19 protein-coding genes are annotated in these 25,844 nt (G+C 61.5%); 5 read left to right on the top strand and 14 right to left on the bottom strand.

The features are described from left to right. Positions 1-45: 45 nt before the first annotated feature. From BLW36_RS03505 to BLW36_RS03480, 6 genes are all read right to left on the bottom strand, one after another. Positions 46-3,924 (bottom strand): PxKF domain-containing protein, encoded by a 3,879-nt coding sequence (locus tag BLW36_RS03505; RefSeq protein ID WP_170833101.1) that lies wholly within the window; start codon positions 3,922-3,924, stop codon positions 46-48. A gap of 404 nt (positions 3,925-4,328) precedes the next feature. Further along, positions 4,329-5,144, bottom strand: a complete 816-nt coding sequence (locus BLW36_RS03500; RefSeq protein ID WP_091385207.1) for an SDR family NAD(P)-dependent oxidoreductase — start codon at positions 5,142-5,144, stop codon at positions 4,329-4,331. 203 nt (positions 5,145-5,347) lie between these two features. Continuing rightward, complete coding sequence (locus BLW36_RS03495) at positions 5,348-6,649, bottom strand: MgtC/SapB family protein (RefSeq protein ID WP_091385204.1); 1,302 nt, start codon at positions 6,647-6,649, stop codon at positions 5,348-5,350. Positions 6,650-6,928: 279 nt separating this feature from the next. Then, on the bottom strand, positions 6,929-7,174 hold the full coding sequence (locus BLW36_RS03490; protein WP_139304806.1) for a hypothetical protein: 246 nt from the start codon (positions 7,172-7,174) through the stop codon (positions 6,929-6,931). A gap of 394 nt (positions 7,175-7,568) precedes the next feature. Continuing rightward, a complete protein-coding gene (greB, locus tag BLW36_RS03485; RefSeq protein ID WP_091385198.1) occupies positions 7,569-8,069 on the bottom strand; it encodes a transcription elongation factor GreB in 501 nt (166 codons plus the stop codon). 18 nt (positions 8,070-8,087) lie between these two features. Further along, positions 8,088-10,037 carry a S9 family peptidase gene (locus BLW36_RS03480; RefSeq protein WP_091386917.1) on the bottom strand — a complete coding sequence of 650 codons (1,950 nt, stop codon included), beginning with the start codon at positions 10,035-10,037 and terminating at the stop codon, positions 8,088-8,090. A 194-nt stretch (positions 10,038-10,231) separates the two neighbouring features. Here BLW36_RS03480 and BLW36_RS03475 point away from each other — a divergent pair, with 194 nt between their 5' ends. Together BLW36_RS03475 and BLW36_RS03470 are read left to right on the top strand one after the other, a co-directional pair. After that, positions 10,232-11,086: a beta-keto acid cleavage family enzyme gene (locus BLW36_RS03475; RefSeq protein ID WP_091385196.1), complete on the top strand. Its 855-nt coding sequence runs from the start codon at positions 10,232-10,234 to the stop codon at positions 11,084-11,086. A 150-nt stretch (positions 11,087-11,236) separates the two neighbouring features. Next, positions 11,237-12,715: an alanine/glycine:cation symporter family protein gene (locus tag BLW36_RS03470; protein WP_091385194.1), complete on the top strand. Its 1,479-nt coding sequence runs from the start codon at positions 11,237-11,239 to the stop codon at positions 12,713-12,715. A gap of 69 nt (positions 12,716-12,784) precedes the next feature. On the opposite strand, the gene BLW36_RS03465 is transcribed toward BLW36_RS03470, so the two are convergent. From BLW36_RS03465 to BLW36_RS03440, 6 genes are read right to left on the bottom strand one after another with little or no spacing between them, the layout of a single operon-like run. After that, positions 12,785-13,948 carry an acyl-CoA dehydrogenase family protein gene (locus tag BLW36_RS03465; protein WP_091385192.1) on the bottom strand — a complete coding sequence of 388 codons (1,164 nt, stop codon included), beginning with the start codon at positions 13,946-13,948 and terminating at the stop codon, positions 12,785-12,787. Between the two features lie 11 nt (positions 13,949-13,959). Further along, positions 13,960-15,948 carry an acetyl/propionyl/methylcrotonyl-CoA carboxylase subunit alpha gene (locus BLW36_RS03460; protein WP_091386915.1) on the bottom strand — a complete coding sequence of 663 codons (1,989 nt, stop codon included), beginning with the start codon at positions 15,946-15,948 and terminating at the stop codon, positions 13,960-13,962. Continuing rightward, positions 15,948-16,751, bottom strand: a complete 804-nt coding sequence (locus tag BLW36_RS03455; protein WP_091385190.1) for an enoyl-CoA hydratase/isomerase family protein — start codon at positions 16,749-16,751, stop codon at positions 15,948-15,950. The genes BLW36_RS03460 and BLW36_RS03455 overlap by 1 nt, the downstream gene beginning before the upstream one ends. Before the next feature lie 12 nt (positions 16,752-16,763). Continuing rightward, positions 16,764-17,930: an acyl-CoA dehydrogenase family protein gene (locus BLW36_RS03450; protein WP_091385188.1), complete on the bottom strand. Its 1,167-nt coding sequence runs from the start codon at positions 17,928-17,930 to the stop codon at positions 16,764-16,766. A gap of 56 nt (positions 17,931-17,986) precedes the next feature. Further along, complete coding sequence (locus BLW36_RS03445) at positions 17,987-19,594, bottom strand: acyl-CoA carboxylase subunit beta (RefSeq protein WP_091385186.1); 1,608 nt, start codon at positions 19,592-19,594, stop codon at positions 17,987-17,989. Then, the gene (locus BLW36_RS03440; protein ID WP_091385184.1) at positions 19,594-20,487 is read right to left on the bottom strand and encodes an SDR family oxidoreductase; all 894 of its coding nucleotides are present in this window, start codon (positions 20,485-20,487) and stop codon (positions 19,594-19,596) included. Before BLW36_RS03440 ends, BLW36_RS03445 begins: the two co-directional genes overlap by 1 nt. A 182-nt stretch (positions 20,488-20,669) precedes the next feature. Here BLW36_RS03440 and BLW36_RS03435 point away from each other — a divergent pair, with 182 nt between their 5' ends. After that, positions 20,670-21,317: a TetR/AcrR family transcriptional regulator gene (locus BLW36_RS03435; protein WP_091385181.1), complete on the top strand. Its 648-nt coding sequence runs from the start codon at positions 20,670-20,672 to the stop codon at positions 21,315-21,317. A gap of 197 nt (positions 21,318-21,514) precedes the next feature. Continuing rightward, complete coding sequence (locus BLW36_RS03430) at positions 21,515-24,049, top strand: hypothetical protein (protein ID WP_139304805.1); 2,535 nt, start codon at positions 21,515-21,517, stop codon at positions 24,047-24,049. Here the strand turns inward: BLW36_RS03430 and yciH are convergent. Next, on the bottom strand, positions 24,046-24,369 hold the full coding sequence (gene yciH, locus BLW36_RS03425; RefSeq protein WP_091385177.1) for a stress response translation initiation inhibitor YciH: 324 nt from the start codon (positions 24,367-24,369) through the stop codon (positions 24,046-24,048). The genes BLW36_RS03430 and yciH overlap by 4 nt on opposite strands. Positions 24,370-24,505: 136 nt before the next feature. Between yciH and BLW36_RS03420 the strand changes: the two genes are divergently transcribed. Continuing rightward, on the top strand, positions 24,506-25,333 hold the full coding sequence (locus tag BLW36_RS03420) for an ion transporter (RefSeq protein WP_091385174.1): 828 nt from the start codon (positions 24,506-24,508) through the stop codon (positions 25,331-25,333). Between the two features lie 30 nt (positions 25,334-25,363). Here the strand turns inward: BLW36_RS03420 and BLW36_RS03415 are convergent, their stop codons facing one another. After that, the gene (locus tag BLW36_RS03415) at positions 25,364-25,828 is read right to left on the bottom strand and encodes a PaaI family thioesterase (protein ID WP_091385173.1); all 465 of its coding nucleotides are present in this window, start codon (positions 25,826-25,828) and stop codon (positions 25,364-25,366) included. Positions 25,829-25,844 lie beyond the last annotated feature (16 nt).

The following is a 25,844-nucleotide window of genomic DNA, read 5'->3' as shown; positions in this document are numbered from 1 at the left end:
AGATGCGGCGGATCTCTCTTTCTCTACGTCTGAATTACGGGCAACTTACTTGAAGGCAAACATAGCCTCATGCACGGTGCCATCATCCAGCGACAGGCGCAGTAGTCGGCAGCTGCCTCTCCAGGCTTTATCGGTCTTCCAGTTGTACTGGTAGGAATCAGTGGCGGCATCATATTGCAACTGGCTGCTGCCTGAGGTGAACGTTTCCTCTTCCAGTTCGTTAACCAGATCTGCAGAGCAGCTGACAGCCGCGCTCATGGCGGAGCCGCCGGGAAGAATATCCATGCCGTGGTTACCGGCGAGGCCGAATTTGATCGGTATGGTCTGGCCGGCCCTGGCGCTATTGTTGACAGGCAGATTTTCGATCGGTGCGAAGAAACCGCTGAAGAGGTAATGCACCTCATATTGCAGTGAGGTCTGTGCCGTGTTGCCGGCCACATCCTGTGCGCCGGTGCACAAGGCGGTAAAACGACCGACGCCGTTGGCAGTGCCGCCACTGACAATGGGTACGGCCTCCACCTCGACGCCGGAGAGGCCGTCTGCGGTGGAGCAGCCGGCGCTTGGTATGTCACCAAGGATATAGACGCTGTCGGCACTGACACCGGTAATCTGGACCTCGGGCGGCGTCTTGTCGATGGCGATCTGTGTCAGCGTGGTGCTGGCAGAGTTATCGGCGCGATCTGTCGCTGCCCCCGTTGCCGACTGGCCGCTGCCCTCGGTCGCCAAGAGAATCGGCTCCGCGCAGGACTGGATGCCCGACAGCGCATCCGCGCAGGCAAAGCTCACCAGCACGTCGGTATTGTTCCAGCCGGCGGCATTGGCGCTCGGGGATGCCATCGCATTGACCGTTGGTGGCACCTTGTCGATGCGGATGGGGCCCACTGCTGTCGTCGCTATGTTGGTAGCGAGATCCTGCGCATGGCCATTGACACTGACGAACTCGAGGCCCGTCGGCAGTCCTGTGACCAGCTGGCTCGGCCCGCACTGTGACAGCGGGACTCCGGAGCCGGCGATGCCGGTGTCTGGATCGAGATCGTCGCAGACAAAGCTCACGGCAACGTCGGTATTGTTCCAGCCATATTCATTGGCCTCCGGCTCGCGCGAACCAACGATCTGCGGTGGCACTGAGTCGATCAGCAGGTTCAGTGTATTTAGCGGTTCCACGTTGCCGGCTTTGTCGGTGGCGAAGAAGTCAAAGCGGGTAACGCCCTGACTGCCGAGGGTGATGCTGAGCAGATCTGTCGTCTGTTCATTGCTGAGTGTAATTGCCAGCGAAGTGCGATAGCTGATTGAGTGGACGCCGGTGCCGATGTCTGTGGATTGCAGCGCAACCTCGACCGGTCCGTTATGCCAGCCACTGGCAAATGGGAACGGGGTGAGCGTGGCTGTCGTTACCGGCGGTACCGCGTCCTCCTTATCACACTGCCACTCGTTGGCTGGATCCGGTTGCCCCTGTGCGAGCGCCTCGGCGCGTTCCCAAACCCTGACCAGGGCTTCGGCAGAGCAGAACAGTTTGTCCATGTAGTGGTTGTCGAGACCGATTCCGCGCAGGTCCGCGACAAAGTCCGGAAGCAGGCCGATATGGGCCAGCCCGTCGACGTTGTAATCGAAGTGCTTGAACCCTGTGGTCTGTTTGTCGAAGACGCCGAATCCCGCCAGTTCGAACGGGTAGGACAGCGCATTCCGGGCCACTTCCTGCTTGGCCCGCTCGCTGCCGTTGTCCGCTTCCCAGCCGCCACAGGCATCGCTGCCGAAGCGCGGGCCCAGGTGTCCGGCTACTCCGTTGAAGTCGCTGCCCATTGCTACCGGTCCGTCCATTACGTCCACCGCATACTGGTAGGCCTGCGCCCAGGTCTTGGACGAGTAGCGACAGTCGTTGGCAATCGCGTTGCCGTACTCGGGATTGCCGTAGGCGACGTTGAAGCTTTTGCCGAACAGGTCCGTGTCCTGTACGTCGTCTTTCAGCATGGCGCCAATCATGCCGCCGCTATCTCGGATCGCTTCCAGTTGCGCGCGGGTGCGCATGCGCTCATGGCGTCCTTTATTTCCTTCAAACTCTTTTTTATAACGATCGAAAAATTGCACATGGCTGGCGATCAGCGGGTAGGGCTGCGCTTCGCTGCCGGGGGCGCCCTTGCTCAACGCGAGCATGTCGTTGATCGATTTCCGTGACATATGGTCGATATCGATCAGTATGCCTTTTTGCATCAAAGCCTGGACGAGACGCTGGCCGAGGCCCGCGTTTTCCTCGTCGCCGAACTGCATGCCAAGCGCGTTGCAGGAGGCGTAGCCGGTGGAAAAGTTGCCGTTGGTATAGGTGGGAATCGGCGGTGTTGCGCCGCCGAATCCGAATAGGTTGATGAAAAACTGCACTGCATTGTCGATCCAGTAGCCGTATTCGCCCTTGTTATTCCCGCAGTCCTCCACCTCCCACCAGCGCTGCTCTGAAACGGCCTGGCCGACACCGATGGCATCCTGCCAGGTCGCCGCGGCGCCAAAGGCGTTGTCGAAGTTGTGTACGGGGAACACATGCCGCACGCCCATCTGGTAGATCACGTCTACCGCCTCTTCGACGCTGGTGGGTGTTGCGATACCGGTCACTTCAACCGGCAGGCCGAAATTTTCCGGGCAACCACTCTCCTTGCAGTTGAACAGGTTGTCCACTTCGATGCCGAGTATCACGGCGAGCTTGCCGCTGGCGATAACTTCGCGCGCCTGTTGCGGTGATGTGACGATACGGAACCAGCCCTCACCGGCGCCGTTGCTGTTGATCTCCCCATCCGCCAGGTCATCGATAAAGGCCTGGAATTTCCACGCCGCCTGCAGTTGCTCGATGATGGGCCCCATGGAGTTTTCGCAATTCCCCCAGCGATCGATGCCATTGGTGCTCTTGCACAGCGCCTCGTTCGTCACCGCCAGCATGGAGACCGCCCGCAGGCCGCCGCGCCAGGCCCGCTCCAGCCAGGCGTAATAGGCCTGCTGATGGGTGGTGCTGGTCCACTTGGGCCAGCCGCTGAAATAGGGGGCGCCATACTGGGAGCGCGTTCCGTCCTTGGTGCCGTCACCGATGGTGTCGCGCCCGAGACCGTGATCGGAATGCTCGTGAATCGCGAGATCACCCTCCGGTGAGAGGGCGCTATTGATGTTGTAAGTCGCATTCAGCGTAAATTCTCCGTTGGCGTCCCGCGGCGCCGGTTCGCCCACGAACACGCCGCCGCCGTGGGCTTTGTCTGCCAGCAGGTGCAGGTGCAAATCCAGGTAGCCGCGCATCGGGCTGCCGCTCAGCCGTTCTGGTGGATTCCAACCGCTCGACGGTTCACCGATATCGGCCGGACTGGACTTCACACAGGTGCCAATGGAGCGGTTGTAGGTGATGCCGTCGGTACAGGTGGCATCGCCGCTTACCGCCACGAACTCGTCGGCCCAGCCGTCGATCTGTTGGGTGGTTCCGGACACGCAGGGCAATCCGCCCTCGATCACACAGCAGGCGCGCTGACCCTCGCCGCCGCAGCCCTGGGCGCGCTCGGGGGCGCAGGTGTGCAGCGATTTACCGCCAAAGAAACCGCCGGCCCCGGCACACCAGCAATTCTCGCCAACACATCCCTCCAGTGGCGCAAGGCTGCGCGTGTCGCATACGCCGCCTATATCGCTCAGTTCGGCCAGACCGTTGCAGCATCCGCGCTCTCCGGGGCCACCGCAGGGAGTGGGCAATACGCAGGTTCCGGCCGGGAAAATACCGCAGGCCTCGGGGTACTCGCCGGCAGCCACCTCGATCAGGCCCGGGTCGCAGGATGGCAGGCGCTCGAGAAAACAGCAGGCGCGCTGGTTCAGGCCGCCGCAGGCGGCAGCGGCGTTGCCGGATAAACAGAAGAGGAGGACGAAGATAAGCGGGAGCAGCGCCCGCACGGAGAGGTGTCGATCCATGACCAGATTCCAAGAGGGTGGGTTCGTTGTGGTTTGATTTGGGTCGCGATCATTGCTGTTGCCGTTTTCCTTAACGGCCAACCCGAAAAAATGATTGTTTGGGGGCGAACGTTGGCGCGACCCGACCAAATGGCAGCGCATCACCCGGAAGCCTGGTGAGTTCGCAGACGGCTGGTCAGCGGCAAAGCTAGTTGAGGAAGTGCGGCGCCACAAGCGCAATAGCTGCAGGGGACACAATAGATGCCAGAAAGTGTTGGTTGGGGGAAGGTGGGGAATCGGAAAATTCCTGGCGCTCTCCCGGCGGGGAGAAGCGGGCCGCAGCAGGGTGTCTACGCCGGGTTCCCGCTCGCGAAACTGCAGGTAGGCAAGTGCCGCGCCCCAGGCTTGCTGACATCACCGCAAACCTAGGTGCCGGCCTCAAACTTCTTGACCGTCTTCGTTAGCAAGCCGCGACACATCCGGTAAAACAACCCCGGAAAATGACGGCTGAGAAATGCAGTTAGTTTGCTTTGCCTGCCGGGGATAATCTGCCAGCGGCCGGCGTCCAACCCGGCCAGGATTTCGTTGCAGGCGGTGTCCACGTCGAGGGAACCGGCGAGCTTCTTCAGTTCCAGTGAAATGGGATTACCGGTGGCGTTCTCGCCGGCCACCATCGGGGTGCGCACTTCCCCCGGACAGATGCAGCTGACGCCAACGTTCAGAGGTTCATATTCGAAACGTAAGGTAGTGGCGAGCCCGACGACGCCGAACTTTGACGCCCCATAAGCGGCGTAACCGTAGTTACTGGTAAGGCCGGCCATAGAGGCGATAAGGGCGAGGCGCCCGCCGGGCGGGATATGGGGCAGGGTTGCAGCGGCGAAGTGGAAACTGCCGTTCAGGTTGACACTGACCACCCGCTGGAATTCTTCGGCGCTGAGGTCCGCGAAGGCCTTGTTGATGATGATACCGGCGGAATTCAAAGCCAGCTGCGGTGCGCCAAAGCTCGCAACCGCGGCGTTGACGGCAGTTTTCAGCTCGCTTGCGCTGGTCACATCCGCAGCAATGAATTGCCAGTCCGACTTGCCCTCAGCGCAGGCGCGATCCAGCAGCTGGCGCGGTTCGTCGCGAAGGGCGAGATCCAGAATAGTGACGCGGCTGCCGCGGCGGAGCAGGCGCTCGGCGATACCCAGCCCGAGACCGCTGCCGCCGCCGCTGATCACTGCGTGATGCCAATTCTTCATTGTTATTGTTCTGATTGTTTAATGAGTGGATCTGTAGCCTGTACACGAGCCGTGCAATACAGGGGCTAACAGCTGCATGCCCATTTGTATCTGTTGCGATGACGTTAATCAAGTGATCTGGGGGTAGGGTTCCGGCGGCTTGCCCGGATCGACAGGGGAGGCGCCATAGCGCTGAAAACTGGCGTCAGCCCAATAGGCCGCTCTCACGGCCACAGCAGAATGGTGGCCACGCCGGCGAAAAAGGGCACTGCAAACAGCAGCAAAATCTTGCGCAACAGTGGCCAGCCGCCCAGCACACCGGCGGCACCGGCCTTGAAGACCAGGTTGGCGAGCGTGGCGATGATCATCGCGCGCCAGGCGGCTTTGGCCTCCAGTGAACCGCTGTCGGCGAGGTTGGCGGTGGACAGGGTAATGGCGTCTACGTCGGTGAAGCCGGAGATGAGCGCGACCACGTAAATGCCGCGATTGCCGAAATACTCCCGCGCGGCGGCAATGCCCAGCAGGATCACGGCGTAGAGTGCGGCGAATACCAGCGCCGGGATCAGTTCGGCCGGGTTGCCCGGTTCCGGCATCTCACTGTGTCGGTGTTCCACCATACGATAACCGACCGCGCAGGTAATGGCGCTGACGGCCATTACCGCGGCCAGGGGTGGCAGCAGCTGCGGCAGCATCCGCGGTGCCACCACGGCAATCTCCACAAACATGCGGATAAACATACTGGTCGACGCGATCAGTATCACCAGCGCCGCCATACTGGCAACGCCTTTCTCCACCCGCGCGCGGCGCGCATAGCTGACGGTCGTGGCGGTCGAGGAAATCAGCCCGCCGATCAGGCCGCTGAGCAGGGTGCCGGCGCGCGCGCCCACCAGCTTGTAAGCGCCGTAACCCCCGAGCCCGATGCCGACGATCAGTACCACCAAAAGCCAGATCTTGAACGGATTGAGGACGTCATAGGGCCCGAAAGTCCGGTTCGGCAGCACCGGTAATATGATCAGGGAGATCAGCGCAAACTGCATGATTGCATGCAGGTCCTTTTCCGGCAGGCGCCTCGCAAATTTGTGCATGGTGGGTTTCAGGTGCAGCAGCAGCGCTATGGTGCCGCCCACGGCGACAGCCACGGTCCGCTCACCCAGTACCAGGAAGGCGCCCAACAGGTACATCAACAGTGCCGCCAATTCGGTGGTGATCCCCGTGCTTTCCTGTTCGCCGCGCATCCGCTCTATGTTGCCGAGCACGATCACTACTGTCAGGCACAGCAGGCCGGCCGCCACCAGCCAGTAGTTGTCTTCCAGTTGGGCGAGACGCGCGGTCAGGGCACCGAACATGGCGATCAGCGGATAGGTGCGGATGCCGCCGAGGCGATCGGAGGTCCGCTCGCGCTGCAGGCCGATCAGCAGTCCCAAACCCAGGGCAATAACCAGCGCGACGACACTCTCCGGGTCGACGAAGACTTTCAGGGGGTCGGGGATTCCACCTGCAGCGTTGGCCGAGGGGGCGTCTTGCATTGGTATCTGGTCCGCTGGCGCCTGTTTTACGTTCCGCTATGCACTATCTACGTGACAATGAAATAGATGAATCCTCATCTATTTCATTGTCGCCCGCGAAATACTGGCGCAGATATACGAATCTACTGGTATTCCACGGGTTCACGCCAACCTATTTGGTTGCCGGGTTAATAATTCTAGTGAATAGCCAGCCGGGCAAGGTTGACGGCGGTATGGCTCGCCGCGCGGGCCAGCGCCCGCGCCGGGGGTGCGGGATATCTGGCGTTGTAATGGACGCGTTCAGCCTTCCTGTCGGCCTATGCCACAGGAGCCGAAGCACTTTTTGTAGGGTTGGTATTCTTCCATGAAGGTTGCGAACTCACTGCGGAAGCTGGCGCAGAGGGCGGTGCTGTCGTCCGAGGAGGCACAACAGCGCAGTACCTGGCGCAGCGCCTGCTCCGACACGGTGTCAAAGGCTTCGGACTGGCGGCCGTACATGATGCTGTCTTCCCAGGTTTTTAACCGGGCGCCAGGAATTGGTGCCATAGGCACCGCTGTAAATTGCGCATTGGAATTCACAACCCGTACATATGCCGCGGCGCCGGACTGTGATTTTCATGATGCGGAGAATATTTGTTGGATCGCCGGCGCGTTAACTTTTGTTATTCACTTTGTCCGTGCGTGGCTTGCGCGAGTAATGCGGATGGGTCCAGAAGTACCACAGGAGCGGGACTGGTGGACGTCTGCAAGCGCAAAGCCGAGTCGTAAGCCTGGCGACACAATGGCCTGGCCTGAACGTCCGTGCGGTGTCGATATGTCTACAAAATAAACAGCAGGCGCGGCATTTAATTTGTGTCTGCGAAACAGACGCGCCAGGTGGAAGCGTTGCCTGAGAGAGAAAGCCCTGGCGAGAGCTGGCAATGGTGAATGCTTGTCGCGCTTAATCCTGATAGCGGATATCGACCACGTAATAGGTGACCCATTCGTCGCCACTGCGCAGTTCCACCTCGTCATCGAGGCGGCGACCGAGCAGCGCGCGGGCAACCGGCGAGTCCATGGAGATCAGCCCGGCCTTCACGTCGAACTCATCGGGGCCGACGATTCGGTAGGTCACGGTTTTGCCATCGTCGTCTTCGAGGGTTACCCAGGCTCCGAAATAGACCTTGTCGCGATCTTCCGGGATGCGGTCCACCACGGTGACTTCCTCCAGGCGCTTGGTGAGGAAGCGCACGCGACTGTCGATCTCGCGCAGGCGTTTCTTGCCGTAGATGTAGTCGGCATTTTCCGAGCGGTCCCCGAGTTTGGCCGCATCGCTGACCGCCTGGGTTACCCGCGGACGCTCCACTTCCCACAGCTGTTTGACCTCGGCGCGCATACGCTGTGCCCCTTCCGGGGTGATATAGCGGGATCCGCGCGGGCGTGGTGGTCTCCATCTTCCCATAGTGATGCGTTCTTCCTGTTACTGCAGGTTTTCGATGGTGATGCCCGGGCCGGGTTCCGGCAGCGGGAAATCGAAGATGCGGCTGTAAAACTCCAGCTCTCCCTCCAGTGCCAGCTTGATGCTGTCGCCGCTGCGGAAGCCGTGCCCCTCACTGGCGAAGGTGATATAGGCCACGGGGATGCCCCGGCGCTTCAGTGCGTTGACCATCGTCTGGGCCTGGTTCGGCGGCACTACCTTGTCTTCAAGACCCTGGAAGAATATCACCGGGCAATTGAGCTGCTCGACGTGATTGATCGGCGAGCGGGCGCGGTAAATGTACTCGGACTCCGGCCATGGCCCAACCAGTTTGTCCAGGTAGCGGGACTCGAACTTATGCGTGTCGCGCGCCAGCGTGGTGAGGTCGCCGATGCCGTAATGGCTCGCGCCGGCCTTGAAAGTGTTGTGGAAGGTGAGGGCCGCCAATACCGTATAGCCGCCGGCGCTGCCACCCTTGATAAGTAACCGTTCCGGATCCGCCAGGCCCTTGGCGACCAGGTATTCGGCACCGGCGCAGACATCCTCCACTTCGGTGATGCCCCAGCTATCCTTGAGACGCTCGCGATAGTCGCGGCCGTAGCCGGTGCTGCCGGAATAGTTGATGTCGAGAATCGCAAAGCCGCGGCTGGTCCAGTACTGTATCTTCAGATTTAGGCCGGCAGAGGTGGCGCCGGTGGGGCCGCCGTGACTGAACACGATCAGCGGCGGTTTTTCCCCATCGGGGCCAGTGTATTGCGGATTGTGCGGCGGGTAGTAAAAACCGTAGACGCAGCGCTCGCCAGTGGGAAACTCGATTTCCTGTGCCACGGAAAACACGTCTTCCGGCAGCTTGTTGGTGTTGCTGCTGGCGATGGTTTCCAGCTTGCCGCCGTGGTTGTCGTAGGTGACCACGGCAGGAAAACTGTCGGCGCTGGCGGCGATCATCACGGCGCGATGGCTCTCACAGCGCAGGCTCTCGATATCACAGTAAGGCTGCTTGAGTACGCGATGTTCACCGCTGTGAATATCAATTTTGGCCAGGTGCCAGCGACCCTCTTCTGTAAAGGTGCAGAGGATCTCGTCCGAGGTCAGGAAGCCGTAGGTGGACATGCCGAATACCCACTGCGGTGTGGCGAACTCGGCGTGTTTGTCCCACAGCGGTTCGTCGCTGGCCTGGCGATAAATATTCCACCAGCTGTTGCGATCCGAAACGTAGAAGAGTTCACCCTCCGGCGACCATTGCGGCTGGAAGATGGATTCATTGTCACCGCCGGCGACGACTTTGGTTTCCACAGCGATACCGTCGACATCCAGGTCCGCGATACAGAGTTCGGTGGCGTCCCAGGGCATGTTCGGGTGGTGCCAGCGCAGGAAGCTCAGGCGTCCACCATTCGGGCTCAGTGCCGGATTCGAATAGAAATCGGCACCTTCGGCCAGTATCTGCGGCGGGTTAGCCAGAGGATTGTTCAGGTCGATGGCCAGAATGCGCGCACGGGCTTCGCCGCCGCTGTCGCAGGGGGTGTGGTCTTCCTGGACGCACAGCAGCCTCTGTCGCTTGTGGTCGAGGACCAGGTCGGCGTAGCGAAAGTGCCCCTCGCTGGTAATCGGTTCCGGCAGCTGCGAGTCCAGATCCATGCGGTAAATACGCTGGTCTTCCGCCAGTACGAAGTAAACGGTGTTGCCGCTGACCAGGTAGCTGGCACCGCCATATTCATGGGCCTTGGAGCGAACGCTGAGCGGGGTCGGCAGCAGGTCGCGGCGGCCGCGCTGCGGACAGTACTGCACCAGCACCGAGCGACCTTTTTCTGCCGGGCGTGATTCCAGCCAGTAACAGCACCCATCCACCAGGCTGGCTTCACTCAAGCGCACGCTGCCCTCGACCAGCAGTTCGGCACCGATGATGGATTTCCAGCTGCCGTAGGGGGCTGTGGTTACCGCCGGGGATTCACTCATGGCCTCGCTTCCTTCTTCGATTTTGCCGCGCATTCTGCCGGGCTGTGTGGGGCGTTACAAGGCGCCTTTCTCTGCTAGGTCGCCTGTGCTAGTCTGACTTGACCAAGCAAGCGCTTGGTGCCAAATCGGCGTCGGACGATAATCCGGCACGGTGCCAGCGCAATCGCAATAAAGATAATTCAGGAGAGCCAGTGATGTCGGATGAAGTGGTGATTACCTGTGCCCTGACCGGCGTACTCACGAATCCAGAGCAGCATCCGGTGCCGGTAACGTCGGAACAGATGGCGCAGTCGGCGCGGGAAGCCTACGATGCCGGCGCCTCGGTGATGCACGTGCATTTTCGCGCGCAGGAGCCGGGTAAAGGGCACCTGCCCAGCTGGGATCCCCAGGTGGCGCTGGCGATAGCGGATGCCATTCGCGCGGCCTGTCCGGATGTCATCCTGAATTTCACTACCGGCACAATCGGCCGCGATCAGCAGGGGGCGCTGGATTGCATTCGCGCCGGGCGCCCGGAAATCGCCGCCTGTAACGCCGGCAGTCTCAATTACCTCAAGGTACGCTCCAACGGCACCTGGGCCTGGCCGCCGATGCTGTTCGAAAACCCGGTGGACAAGGTGGAGGAGCTGCTGGCGGTCTGTCGCGAGACCGGCACCCGGCCGGAGTTCGAGTGTTTCGACGTGGGTATAGTGCGCTCGGTGGGTATGTTCAGTGAGGTTGGCATGGTGGAAAAGCCTAACTACAACCTGGTGATGGGCGTGGCTTCCGGTATGCCGGCAGATGTGGAATTGCTGCAGCTGCTGCCGAAATATATGAAGCCAGGTGCCCTGTGGCAGAGTACCCTGATCGGCCGCGAGGAAATCTGGCCGGTGCACCGCAAGACCGCGGAGCTGGGCGGCCACCTGCGCAGCGGCGTCGAGGACACCTTTTACCTGCCCGGTGGCGAGCGCGCCAGTGGCAACGGCCAGCTGATCGAGACCCTGGTCGGTGTCGCCGAGGAGTGCGGGCGCAAGGTGGTATCCCCACAGCGGGCCCGCGAAATCTTCCTTTAATCCTGCGCAATTCCGGCGGTCGCGTTTTGCCGACCGCCGGGCCACACCTATTTCATTCCTTTTTTCGCTTCTCGACTAGGCTTTATACAGAACGTAATTTTCTGCGCCAGTCGCGCTGGCATCTAGTGCAGTCATTGGCGGGAGCAGGCGATGCAAGGCTTTCTGGACACCCTCGCCAGCTTTGTCGGCTGGGGTAATTCGATCACCTGGGGAGGCATCGGCGGCATCTGGTGGCTCGGCATATTGATTGCCGGCCTGTTGCCGGCGGGGCTCTACTTCTCCTGGCACAGCCGCTTTATCCAGTTTCGCCATTTCGGCCACATGCTGATGGTGATGAAGCGCAGCTTTCACAAAGAGCACTACGATTCCGTTTCCGCCTTTCAGGCGTTTGCCACCAGTGCCGCCGCCCGTGTCGGCACCGGCAATATCGCCGGTGTCGCGGTTGCGATCACCGCGGGCGGGCCGGGTGCGGTTTTCTGGATGTGGATCGTCGCCTGGGTTGGCATGGCTACCAGTTTTATCGAGAACACGCTGGCGCAGACCTTCAAGGAGCGTGGCGAAGAGCACGGTACCTTCCGCGGCGGCCCGGCCTATTACATCGAGAAGGGGCTCGGCAAGCAGTGGAAGTGGCTTGCGGTATTGTTCTCGATCTTTTTGATCATCTGCTTCGGGTTCTTCTTCAACGCGGTGCAGTCCAATGCGATGGCATCGGCCATTCACGGTGCCTGGGGTGTCAACCCGTTGCTGGTAGGTGTCGTGGTCGCATTGCTCGCTGCGATTATTGTATTTGGTGGTATTCACTCGATCGGCCGTTTCGCCGGTATCGTGGTGCCGTTTATGGCGCTGGCCTATCTAGCCATCGCTTTTGTCGTGGTGCTGATGAATCTCGGGGAGTTGCCGCAGGTCTTCGCGCAGATCTTCGGTAACGCGTTCGGCTATGAAGAGGCCGGGGCCGGGGCTTTCGGCGCCGTGGTGGCCAATGGCATCAAGCGCGGCCTGTTTTCCAACGAGGCGGGTATGGGCTCTTCCCCGAACGTCGGCGCCGCGGCGGATGTGAAACATCCGGTGGTACAGGGCTATGTGCAGATGGCCTCGGTGTTTCTCGATACCATTCTGATCTGCACGGCGACGGCGGCGATTATCCTGCTGGCCGACGTGCATATGGTGGGCAATGTTGAGGGCGTGACCCTGACCCAGGACGCGCTCGCCAGTGAGCTGGGCGCCTGGGGCGGCGGCTTTATCGCGCTCGCACTGATATTTTTTGCATTCACGTCGATCATCGCCAACTACTACTACGCGGAAACCAACATCTTCTACCTGTGGCACACGCGATTTTCGATTTTCTGCTACCGGGCGCTCTACATCCTGTTCATATTGTTTGGTGCATGGGTTGCGTACAGTGGCAGTTCGGAGAACTTTGCACTGCTGTGGAATATGGCCGATATGTCCATGGGCTTTATGGCCACGGCAAACCTGTTGGCGATACTACTGCTGTCGGGCGTGGCCTTTAAGGTGCTGGGAGATTACGAGGCGCAGCGGGCGAAAGGGATCGTCGAACCGGTGTTCGATGCGCGCAAGTATGACATTAAGGGGATAGAGCATGGCGTCTGGGATGGGGACGCCCGTTGATTTAGCCCGTCGTTTATGGCGCCCTCCAGCACCGCGCTTGGAAACCGAGGGTCTCCAGCGCGTGCCTGATTAAATTCCCATCTGCCGCGCTGCCAGATCCCGCAGTATTTCCTCTGAGCCGCCGCCGATGGCGTTGACCCTGACTTCCCGGTAAATCCGTTCTGTGCGGCTACCGCGCATGTAACTGGCGCCGCCGATGACTTGCATGGCTTCGCGCGCACAGAATTCCAGCGTCTCGGTTGCCTGTACCTTGAGCAGGGCCACATCCGCGACTTTCAACTGCTGCTGTTCCTCGGCCCAGGCACACAGTTCCAGATACGACTGGGTCGCATTGATGCGCTGCAGCATCTGCGCGAATTTGTGGCGGATTACCTGGTGGTTCGCCAGCCGCTTGCCGAATGTCTCACGCTGCTGTGCCCACTCGATGGCCTCATGCAGGCAGACGCGGCTGTATTCGACGCAGGACGCGGCAATGCCTAGGCGTTCGCGGTTGAAGTTATGCACTATCGGCAGAAAGCCCTGGTTCTCTTCACCGATCAGGTTGGCCGCTGGCACCCGCACATGATCGAAGAAAATACTCGCGGTATCCGAGCACCACCAGCCCTGCTTTTTATCCAGCTGGTGCCGGCTCACGCCGTCGGCATCGGCGGGTATTAGCAACAGCGAGAGACCGCCGAAGCCGTCGCCGCCCGTCCTGACTGCGGCGGTAAACCAGTTGGCGCGCATGCCGCCGGTGATAAAGGTTTTTTCGCCGCTGACCAGGTAATCGTCACCATCGCGTACCGCGCGACACTGCAGGTTGGCGACATCCGAACCGGCGCCGGGCTCGGTCACGGCCAGCGAAATATGTTTTTCGCCCGCCAATACCTGTGGAATGACCTGGTCTTTCAGCGCCTCGCTGCCGTAATGCACCAGCGGGGGCAGGGCGATGCCGTGGACCATCAGGCTGGCGTAGAGGCCGCCCGCGCCGCAGCGCGCCAGCTCCTCGGCAGCGACGATGGTGTGGAAACAATCCGCCTCAATACCGCCGTAGTTTTCCGGGTAACCCATCTGCAGTAGCCCGACGTCGGCGGCCTTGCGCCACAGCTCTGCCGGTAGGGCGCACTCCTCATCCCACTGGTCGACGTAGGGCATAATTTCCCGATCGACAAATCGCCGCAGTTGTTGTCGCCACTGCTGGTGGCTGTCGTTATAGAACGGGCTGGCGGGGCGGGTGGCATCGATATCGTACACTGCGGGATCCTCTAGGATGTGGCGCCGGTGGCTATTTCCGCCGGCTCTATCTGCACCAGCAGCTGACCGCCGCGGACCTGATCGCCGGTGGTTGCCGCCAGCTTGACGATGGTGCCATCGCGATCGGCCTTCAGCGGGTGCTCCATTTTCATCGCCTCCATCACGGCAATGGTGTCGCCGCGGCGGACGGTCTGCTCGGCCTGCACATGAATCGCCACGATACAGCCATCCATCGGCGCGGTAATGCGGCCGCTGCCCTGTCCCTGCAGCGCGCGTGCCGGCGCATAGGTGATATCGGCGAACCGCCATTGCCGGGCATCGCTCAGCAGGTAGAGATCAGGGCCGACTCGCATAAAAGTCTGTGTGGATTCCATACCGTCGATCAGCAGCCGCGCAGCGTCGTCGTCCAGTCGCAGGATTTCGATCGCGGAATGGCCGTTGTCGACGGCAATCCGATAGCGCTGCTCACCGAGACAGAACAACTGGCAGTCGAATTCCCGCGTTTCGCATCGCAGGCGGTAGTGCAGTGGCAGGCTGTTGTCACCGCTGCGCCAGTTTGCGCGACCGCTGCGCAGGTCAAGCGCGGACAGATATTGCGCGTGCAGCAGCGCGGTGGCGACAGCCAGCGTAGCCGCTGCCGGTTCCGGCGGCGGGCTATAGGAAAACGATTTCTCCAGAAAACTGGTATCGGCGCTACCGGCGATAAATGCCGGCTGCTCCAGCAGCGTACGCAGAAAGTGCAGATTGTTTTTCGGGCCTATCAGCTGCAGTTTGCCAATGGCGTGATGGAGTCGGCGGCGCGCCTCTTCGCGGTCCTGCCCCCAGGCAATCAGCTTGCCCAGCATCGGGTCATAGTAGGGCGACACTTCCGCGCCCGCGGACAGGGCGTGGTCGATGCGGATGCCCTCGCCGGCGGGCTCCTGCCAGTGGTGAATGCGTCCGGTCTGTGGCAGGAACTGGTTTTGCGGGTCCTCGGCATAGAGGCGCACTTCGATGGCATGACCGTTGTGCGACACCTGCTCCTGGGAAACCGGCAGCGGTTCGCCGCGCGCGACCGCCAGCTGCCAGGCTACCAGGTCGAAGCCGGTGACCATTTCGGTGACCGGGTGCTCGACCTGCAGGCGGGTGTTCATCTCGAGAAAATAAAATTCGCCGTCGCTGTCGAGCAGGAACTCCACCGTGCCGGCACCCAGATAGCCACAGGCTTGCGCTGCGGCCACGGCGGCGCTGCCCATTCTGTGCCGCAGGTCCGCGTCGACGGCCGGCGACGGTGATTCCTCGATGATCTTCTGATGGCGGCGTTGAATGGAGCAGTCGCGCTCGCCGAGATGGATCACATTGCCGCAATCGTCGGCAAAGACCTGAATCTCGATATGGCGCGCATCGAGTAACGCCTTCTCCAGAATGATTTCGTCACTGCCGAAAGCACTGAGGGCCTCGCTGCGGGCCGAGCGCAACTGCGCGCCGATATCCGCGGCCTCGTGCACCAGGCGCATGCCGCGACCGCCGCCCCCGGCGGCGGCCTTGATCATCAGCGGATAGCCGATCTTCTCCGCTTCGCTGGTTAGCACGACGTCGTCCTGCGAACCCTGAAAGCCCGGGATACAGGGCACACCGGCGCGGGCAACAAAATCCTTGGCATTGCGCTTGTTGCCCATCAGCTCGATGACGTCGGCGTTCGGGCCGATAAACTGCAGGCCGTTGTCGGCACAGGCGCGGGCAAATTCGGCATTTTCGGCCAGGAAACCGTAACCGGGGTGCACGGCGGTCGCTCCGGAGCGCTGCGCGGCGGCAATGATTTTGTCGATATCCAGATAGGACTCGGCCGGCGTGTGGCCGCCAATCGCTACGGCGCAGTCGGCGCTCCGGGTATGCAGTGCCTGTCGGTCCGGTTCGCTGTAGATCGCCACCGTGCGGTAGCCTTCGGTGCGGGCGGTGCCCAGAATGCGGCAGGCGATTTCGCCGCGGTTGGCGACCAGCAGGGTAGGGGATGTCGACATCAGCTCTGCCACTCCGCCGCACGTTTTTCCACAAAGGCGCGCGCGCCCTCGCGGCCTTCGTGACTCTGAATTGCCGCGGCAAACGCTTGCGCGCCCTGGTCCAGAACCATACTCAGCTCTTCGTCACCGGGCAGGTTTGCGCTTGCCAGCAGTATCTGTTTGGTCGTCGCCAGTGCATTGGGCGCGCAGGCACGGATTGCCTGCAGCTGGGATTCCACTGCCTGCTCCAGCCCATCCTGTCCATCGACAACCTGATGTACCAGGCCGATGGCCAGTGCCAGTTGCGCATCGACCGTCGCGCCGCTGAGTGCCAGGCGGCGGGCCTGGGACAGGCCCACACGGCGTACCACGAAGGGGGCGATTTGCGCTGGCGGCAGACCCAGCCGTGTCTCCGGCAGGGCGAATTTTGTGTTGCCAGTGGCGATGGCGATGTCTGCGGTACAGGCGAGACCGAAGCCGCCGCCCATCACCGCGCCATCGAGTACCGCAATGACCACCAGCGGCGTGCGATTGAATTGTTGCAGCAGTTCACCGAAGCGGCGGTTAAGCCGATAGAAGGCATCGCTGTCGCCGTCGGCCGCGCTCTGTTGTGCGGTGAGCATGTCGCCGATATCTCCGCCAGCACAGAAGTTGCCACCACTGCCGCGCAGCACCAGTGCGCGCAGCGCCGGGTCCTGTTCCGCCAGTTCCAGTTGCTGCAGTAATTCGTCCACCATTTGCAGGCTGATAGCGTTGCGCTGCTGTGGCCGGTTCAGTGTTACGATCTGGGCAATACCCTGCCTTTCACTGATGATCGTTTGCATGTGGAGATCGCCTCACTCGGAAGATTTGCGCTTGCCCGGCAGTATGCCCATCAGCTTGCAGATGATGCCGAGCATCACTTCGTCAGCACCGCCGCCGATCGCGGTCAGGCGGCTGTCGCGGTAGGCGCGGTTGATGGAGGTCTCTTCGATATACCCCATCCCGCCCCAGAACTGCAGGCACTGGTCGGGGATGCTGCGGCTCAGGCGGCCGGCCTTGAGTTTGGCCATGGAGGCGAGAGTGGTGACGTCCTCACCCTGCACATAGGCCTCCACTGCCTGCCAGGTCAGCGCGCGCAGGCACTCCACTTCGGTCTGCATTTCGGCCAGCGCGAAGTGCACCGTCTGGTTGTTCAGCAGCGGTGCATCGAAGGCGTGACGGTCGCGCACATAGTCGATGGTGCTGGTGACGCAGTTCTCCAGACCCTTGATCGTCAGCGCGGCGCCGGCGAGTCGCTCCTCCTGGAACTGCAGCATTTGCAGCAGGAAGCCGGCGCCTTCGTCGCCGATGCGATTGCTCTGCGGTACCCGCACATTGTCGAAGAATACCGGCGCGGTCTCCGACGAGCGCATGCCGAGCTTGTCGAGCTTCTGCCCCACGCGCACGCCCGGTGTCTTGGCCGGAATGATCAGCAGGGATTTATTGCGGTGCGCCTTGCCGTCGCCGGTATTGACCAGCGTGCAGAAAAAATCGGCACAGGGGGCGTTGGTAATCCACATCTTGCTGCCGTTGACGAGGTAGTCGCCATTATCCGGCACCGCAGTGGTCTTGATCGCGGCGACATCGGAGCCGGCGCCGGGCTCGGATACGGCGATGGCGCCGACCATTTCACCGCGGATCGCCGGGGCCAGGAACTGTTCGCGCAGTGCGTCGCTGGCAAAGTTCGCCAGCGCCGGCGTACACATCGAGGTCTGCACGGCGATGGATAGCGGTACGCCGCCACAGTGAGCTCCGCCTAGCTCCTCGAGAAATACCGTCTCGTAACTGAAGTCGAGACCGAGACCGCCGTAGGTGGGTGACTTGCTGATACCGAGCAGGCCCAGTTTGCCCAGGCTCTGAAATATTTCGCGGATCGGGAAGGCGCCGGCCTTTTCCCACTCGGGCACATTGGGGTTGATTTCCTGCTGCACAAAGTTGCGCACGGTGCGCTGCAGCTCCCGGTGTTCGTCGGTCAGTATCATTATTGTTGTCTCCGCTATTCCTGTGCCTGTCTTTAAATGGCGTTTGCTGCCGGCGGTCAGAATCGGGCCACGCCGAACGTGCTGTTGCGTAATTTTGTCTGCTCCGCTTCGCGGCAGATGTCCAGCAGCATACCCAGCAGCCTGCGCGTATCCCGCGGATCGATGATGCCGTCATCCCAGAGGCGGGCGCTGCAGGCCAGAGCATCGGAATTGGCCTCCATGAAGGCGGCGGTTTCCGACTCCAGTTTGTCCAGTGCGGCTGCATCCACGTCACCGTTCCGCTGCATTTTCTGTTCGCTGACAATGCGCAGCACCTTGCCGGCCTGGGCCGCGCCCATTACCGCAGTGCGGGAGTTAGGCCAGGCGAAGATAAAGCGCGGGTCGAAGCCGCGCCCGCACATGGCATAGTTGCCCGCGCCATAGGAACCGCCGACGACGATGCTGATCTTCGGCACGCGCGCATTCGCCACCGCCTGAATCATTTTCGAGCCGTGCTTGATCACGCCCTGGTGCTCCACCTCGGTGCCGACCATAAAGCCCGTAGTGTTGTGCAGGAACAGCAGTGGCGTGTTGCTCTGCTCGCACAGCTGAATAAACTGCGCCGCTTTGTTGGCGCCCTTCGGCGTGATCGGGCCGTTGTTGCCGATGACGCCGAGTGCCTGTCCCTCGACGCGGATATGTCCGCAGAAGGTCTGGCGATCGAATTCCGGCTTGAAGTCGAGCAGCGCCGAAGCGTCGGCAATGCGCGCGAGAATTTCCCGCACGTCGTAGGGCTTTTTGCTGTCCGCGGGTATCAGGCCCAGCAGTTCGTCGCTCGAATAGCGCGGCTCGGCATAATCCGGTAGCGGCGGTGCGTATTCCTGGCGGGGCAGGGTCGCGACAATCTCCCTGGCGATACGAATTCCGTCGGCATCGCTCTCCGCCAGATAGTCGCCGCTGCCGGACTGCCGGCAGTGCATTTCCGCACCACCGAGTTCCTCCTCACTCGCGACTTCGCCTGTTGCGGCTTTCAGCAGTGGCGGGCCGGCCAGGTACATGCCGGTCTGGCCGCGCACCAGCACCACATAGTCGGAGAGGCCCGGCTGATAGGCACCACCCGCAGTGGCGCCGCCGTGGACCACGGTAACCTGCGGAATTCCGGCCGCCGACATGCGCGCCTGGTTGGCGAAACCGCGCCCGCCGGGCGCGAAGGTGTCGGTGGCGTACATCAGGTTGGCGCCACCGCTCTGCGCCAGCGTGATCACCGGCAGGCGATTTTCCAGCGCGATCTGCTGCACGCGCAGGGCCTTGTCCATACCCGCCGGCGAGATGGTTCCACCTTTCACCGCATAGTTATCAACTCGCACGACACAGCGCCGACCACTGACCTGTCCGATACCGCAAATGGCACCGCCACCGGCACCGGTGCCGTCGCTGTCGTCATAGAGTTTGTAACCCGCCAGTGCGCACAGTTCGATAAAGGGCGCACCAGGGTCCAGCAGCCGGTTGAGTCTCTCCCGCGGCAGCAGCAGGCCGCGTTTGCGGTAGCGTTCGGCCTTCTCCTGTGCCGCCTGAATGGGGCGCTGTTCCGCTTCGCGGAAGCGGGCGATGCTGGCCAGCATTGCCTGGCGATTGTCGTTGAATTCCGCTGAGCGCGTGTCCAGCTGTGAATCAATCGGCTGCATCAGAGCTTGCCCTCGGCCTCCAGGTCCTTGACGACCTGCGGCTTGTTGCTGCGATGGAAACCGTTGAAGCGTTTGCCGCCGCTGGATGGCGCGGGGCGCCACAGGGGCGAGTGGTGGTTCAGGCTGGAGCCGCCGTCGATACGCAGGGTCTGGCCGGTGATATAGCTGGCGGCATCGGAAAGCAGAAAGCAGACGGCGCCGCTGATCTCGGCCTCTTCGCCGAGCCGGTAGAGGGGGATGCTGTCGCGGAAGCCCGGCAACAGTTCGCGAAATAACTCCGGGTCGTAGGTGTCGAAGCCACTGGAGAGAATGTAACCGGGAGCAACCGCATTGACCCGCACACCGTGAGCGGCCCACTCGACGGCCGCGGATTGGGTCAGGTTCTCCATGCCGGCACGGGCGGCACCAGAGTGTCCCATCATCGGCATGCCGCCGGCATTGTCGGCGGTGATGTTGACGATGCTGCCGCCGCCGCCTTTCATACTCTGCACAAACACCTCGCGGGCCATCAGGAACCCGCCCAGCAGGTTGCTGCGCACGACTGCCTCGAAGCCCTTGCTCTTGATTTGCTCCAGCGGCGCCGGGAACTGCCCGCCGGCATTATTGACCAGCCCGTGGATGCGCTCCCGCTCTTGCAGGATAGCGGTGACAGCTTCGCGCACCGAATCCTCATCGCGGATATCGAGGCTGTAAAAACTGCAGTCGCCACCATCGGTACGGATTTCTTCCGCCGTCTTTTCGAGCTTCCCGACACTGCGGCCGATCAGGACGACGTGGGCGCCGAGGCTTGCGAGTTCGTGCGCGATACAGCGGCCGATACCGCTGCCGCCACCGGTGACCAGGTGCGTCTGCCCAGCAAAGCTGCCGGGGCGAAGCTGGCTGTCATAGCTCATCGGGATATCCTTTTTTGCGATTGGCCCTGATCATCATCAGCAGCAGGGTAACCGTTTGGTTTTTATCGTCGTGGCGGCACTTGCGCCCTTGCAGGCGAAAGCGCAGAATGCCCTAACGCTACCAAGCAAGCGCTTGGTATTCAATAGTGGATCGCACAGGCATAGAGGAGAGGGGGAGTCTCGTGCAGAAAAACGCGCAGGTCCCGCTGGATAGCAGCGGCGAACAGTCGCCACGCCAGCTGATCGCTTCGTTGGTGGCGGACGGCATTCTGACGGATCCTGACTCGCCCCGGGGGCGACTGTTGAACGCCGCGGCACGGCTGTTTGAGCAGAAAGGCTTCACGCGTACCACGGTCCGGGACATTGCCGCAGAGGTGGGCATATTGTCTGGCAGTATCTTTCATCACTTTGCCAGCAAGGAGGACATCCTCTGCACGGTGATGCAGGAGGTTACCGTCTATGCGCGGGCGCGGATGGCCCACGCGTCCGCCCAGGCTGAGTCGCCTCGGGAGAAGTTGCGCGCTTGTATTCAGTGCGAGCTGGAGGCGATTCATGGCCTTGCGGTCCCGGGTTTTTCGATCCTGGTGGCAGAGTGGCGCAGCCTGTCGGCTGACAGTCAGAAGAGGGTGTTGCGTGAGCGCGACGCCTATGAACAGATCTGGCTCGATACCATTGCCGAGGCCGGCTGTCCCGGTGGCGAACCGGCTTTGGTGCGGCGCCTGTTGCTGGGTGCGCTCGCCCATACGTACAGCTGGTTCAAGCCGCGCGGGCGGGGATTGTCCCTGCCGGAGCTGGCGGACCGGGTATTGCTAATATTTGCGCCGCTGTAGGCTTGTCGCTCACGGACAAAATGCGCTGCAGTCCATGCGTAAATATGTGCGTTTCAACGCTTTTTCAGTCAAATGTCCATTTTTGACCGGCGCGGTGAGAACCAGTCCTCACCGTCGCTGCGGCGAATATTTTAGTCTCCACTGCTGCGAAGATTCATAAAGTGACACTGGAAGTCACAATCTGACAGGAGCGCCAAATGTCTGGCCAGGAGAAGTTTCAAGTCGTTTCAGCAGGGAAGACCCTACGCGCCAGAGCGCCGGAAGCCGTATTGCAGGATGCGGCCAAGACATTTTCACTCCCCGTTTCGCAGGCCCGGCGGCTGCTGATCAAAGGCTGGGTGATCAAGGACCAGCTGTCCTCCAAGCAGGTGCTGGAGTACCGTTCCCGCTTGCAGAAGATAGGGCTCAGGGTTGAAGTGTTCCCCGCAGGGACATTCGACAACCGGGCCCTGATCGCCAAAATGCAGTTTGCGCAAAAACGGCGTGCGCGCAGTCAGGCCGGTTCTGGCCCCGCTGCGAAACTGCCGGAGGCAGGGCGGGACGCTGCGGCGGAATCATCGGATCACGCCGTCGGAGTGCGCCATGCGGCCGTGGAACCCGCGGCCACACAGCTCGATAGCGCGCGCAGATCCGGCGCGCGCGCGCAGGTGGAATCCCTATTTGCAGAGCAAGCGCCGGCTGTCGGCGATTCGGTAGCGCAAAGAGTCCAGTTACTGGTGGGCGCCTTGGCCGCGTCTTTGGTACCGGCACTGTTCGTCCTATTGCTGTGCCTGTGTGGTTACACCGCCGCGCGGGCGCTATGGCAGATTCCCCAGGCCCTGGTCGCCGGTGACTTCGGTGTGACCACGGCTATTGGCAGCCTGCTATCTGTTTTATTGGCCGGTTTCATTGCTGCCCTGCTGGTCTTTCCCTATTTCGGCGTGCGACGCCTGGCGCCGACAAGTGCCGATACTATTCAAGTAAAGCCCGCCGATGCCCGCGGCCTGTATCTATTGCTGGAGGTTCTGGCGGAAAAGACCGGTTTGCCCCGTGTGAAGCAGGTCTCCATCTCTGCGGGGGTGGAGGTGATGGCCGAGCCACGGCTGGCCGATATCCACCGGCAACAGCTGCCGCTCGACATCGGCTTGAGCGCCGTGCGCGCCCTGGGCGGCAATGAACTGCTCGCCCTGGTCGCCAGGGCACTCGGAACCTATCGCGGCCGACTTGGCGGCCTGACGGCCTGGCTGGTGTTGGATACGGCGCGGCGTATCCAGCAGATGCAGTGGGCATTGGAGAACGAGCGTACCGTCATCGCCGTGAATGGAGAGGCCGGTACGCTGTACAAACCCTGGCATCTGGCACTAACGAGTTGTGGCAGGGCGGTGCTACCGTTGCTGGATCGCCTAGATGGCCTGCATCGGGCATTGAGCGGAAACATTGCGCGGCGCCTCGAACGGCGCGGCGATGCATGGGCGGCGCAGCTGCTCGGCAGCCGGGAATTCGTCGTGTTTGCGGAACAGTGGCACCGGCTGGTACACGCCGAACTGGTGGTGGCGGAAATCAATCGCGAGGCAGCTGTCGCCGGTCAGCGGTTGCAAAATTATCCGGCCGCGGTGCAGTGGATGTTGAGAAACCTCGACGAGGAAACCTGCTCGAATATCGAGCTGGCGATGGCGCAGGCGAGCGATCCATGGGACCCCGCCCAGGCGGCGGACAATGACCGCATCGCCTCGGCCGAGGAGCTTTCCCTCGACGCTTTGCTCACACGGGAATTCTCCATACAGAAATTATTTGAAAACCTGGCGGAGCTGGAGCAGGCGGCGAGTGCGGCGGTTGCCTCAACGGGGACCCGCGCCGTGGAGAACCAGCGCCTGTTATGTGTCAGCAAGGAGGCCGAGCAGGCCCTGCAATCGCTGGGCGAATACTTCAACCAATTGCCGCCGCGGTTGTTCCTGCCGCTGGAAGCGCCCTCCAGTGACGAACTGTCATCGATGGATCTGCAAGAAGCCATCGATTGGCTGCGTGGCCGTCTGGTAGAGCTCCGCGAACTGCAGCATCGCCAGGGCAACCTGTGCGAGCGCGCAGCCACCATGCAGCTCGGAGCTGCCTTGGTCAGGCTGCAGGGCGATATCCTGCCGCAGGAGTTTTTCCTCGCCGGCGCTACGCCGGCCGCGGCCGACGAAAGCATCCGGGACAACCGTTTACGCAGGGAAGAGATCGGGCGACAGGTCCACCAGATTTATTGCGTGTTCTATGTGCGCATCCGGCGCGCAATGGAAACCATGGGGGCAGGGGAGCGGCAGGTAGCCGAGCGGCTCTTGGGGCAGCTCTCGGCATACGGGGCCTTGGCTGCGCACCTGGAAAGACTGGATAATTACGCCGGCATCCTCGGCCTGATGATTGATCGCCTGGCGCTGGATAACAGTCAGCGTGAGCTCGTGCAGAAGTACTTTGCGCTGGCGGCGAGAGAACTCGAAGGCATTTTCTCGGCGGTGGAGGCTTCGGGGCCGCTATGTGAACTCGGCCTCGCTCGCGCCCTCGAGGAGCGGGCAGAACGGGCGCCAATGCCAAAATTGCCGACGAAGCGCCAGGACTTGCTGGACGCACTGCAGGCCTTGGAACTCAAATGTAAAAATGCCAGTGCTGCGGTCGCCGAGCACTACCGGATTCAGCTTGCCCAGCTGCTGGATACCTGCCTGAAGCAGGAGCGCGATCTCAAAGTGAAGCCGCTGCGGTTGCTGGGGGCGGTCTAGCCCCCGGCCAGCTTGACCTTGTAATCGCGGGCTTCCAGCAGTGCCTTGATCTCTGCGCGCTTGTCGCCCTGAATCTCGATCACGCCATCCTTGAGGGCGCCGCCGCAGCCGCAGCGTTTTTTCATTTCTGCCAACAGCAGCTTCAGCTCGTTATCGGTACCCGGCAAGCCGCGGACACAGGTCACGCCCTTGCCCTTGCGGCCCTTGGTTTCCCTCTGAATCCGCACAATGCCATCGCCCTCCCGGCGTTTCTCTGGTTCGGCTTCATCTTTGATGCGGCCGCGGTCGGTTGAGTATACGAGGCGGTTCTCTTTCGTCATGGCTAACACGTTTGCGTAAGGTTGGCGTGGCGCAAGGGTACCGGGAAAGCCACGGGTATGTCATCCGGGGATAAGTTTCCCGCGGCTGGCGATAATGGGGTGCTGGCGTTATAGTCAAAGTTTTCCAGGAGGAACTATGGCTCTAAGCGGCAGACGCAAATGGCTCAACGAGGTGATCTTCGGCACCGATACGCCGGCGGGGAAGAACTTCGATGTCTTTTTGATCTGGGCCATTCTGATCAGTGTCGCTCTGGTGCTGCTGGCGTCTGTTGAGGGGGTTGCCGGGCGGTATGGGGAAATGTTATTCGCCCTGGAATGGATCTTTACCGCCCTGTTTACCGTCGAGTACCTGCTGAGAATCTACTGCGCGGTCAACCGGCGTTCTTACATCTTTAGTTTTTACGGCATCGTCGACCTGCTGGCAATTCTGCCCAGTTACCTCGCGTTGCTCTATACCGGCGCCAGCTACCTGCTGGTCATCCGCCTGCTGCGGGTACTGCGGATATTCCGTGTCCTCAAGTTGGTGCGCTACCTGCGCGATGCCAATGTCCTGTTGCGCTCCCTCGGGCTGGCCCGGCGCAAGATCCTGGTCTTTTACGCCAGTGTGCTGGTGCTGTGTGTGATTTTCGGTGCGTTCATGTTCCTCGTCGAGGGACCCCGGCATGGCTTCACCAGCATTCCGAAGAGTGTTTACTGGGCCGTCGTGACGATCACTACCGTTGGTTACGGCGATATTTCTCCGGAAACACCACTCGGCCAGGCCATTGCGGCCATGACCATGCTGATCGGTTACTCCATTATTGCCGTGCCCACCGGCATCGTCACCGCAGAGCTGGCTTCGGAGTTGGGGCGAGAGAAAGCCCTGCAGCGCTGTGATAACTGCAGCCGTGCCGGCCACGATAAGGATGCGGAGTACTGCAAGTTCTGCGGCTACAAGCTCGCGGAGGTGGAGGAATTGCGCTAACGCGGCCCCAGTGAAGGCCGCGCCGGACAGTCACCAGGCGTCGGGAACCCGAACCGCCACCACGTCGGCGGTGGCGCAGAGGCGGCCGTCGCTGGTGAGCTCACAGTGCAGCAGTGTTTTCCTCTCGCTGCGCTCAACGATCGTCGCTTCCACAATGACGGGTTTGTCGATCACTGCAGGGGCGAGGTAGCTGACATCCAGCTTGCCGGTTGCGTACCAGATCTTGTCCCCGCTGCCGACTTCCCGCCCGGCTTGTCGGTAGCCGTCGGCAATGGCCGTACAGATGGTGTGACAGTCGATCACCGTGGCGATGATACCGCCATTCAGGTAGTGGACCGGACCGGCGCTGTGATGGGGATGGGGCACAAAGGTGCAAGTGGTCTTGTCATCTCCCTGCCAGTAGCTCTTGATTCGCAGGCCTAGTTCATTGCCCGGGCCGCAGCCGAAGCAGTGATTGCCCGGTATCTGGTCCTGGATCGCCGGTTGCTCTGTCATACTTCCTCCCGCTTTA

The organism is Microbulbifer marinus, from assembly GCF_900107725.1.
GTDB lineage: Bacteria > Pseudomonadota > Gammaproteobacteria > Pseudomonadales > Cellvibrionaceae > Microbulbifer > Microbulbifer marinus.
This window is presented reverse-complemented; position numbering and strand designations above follow the sequence as displayed.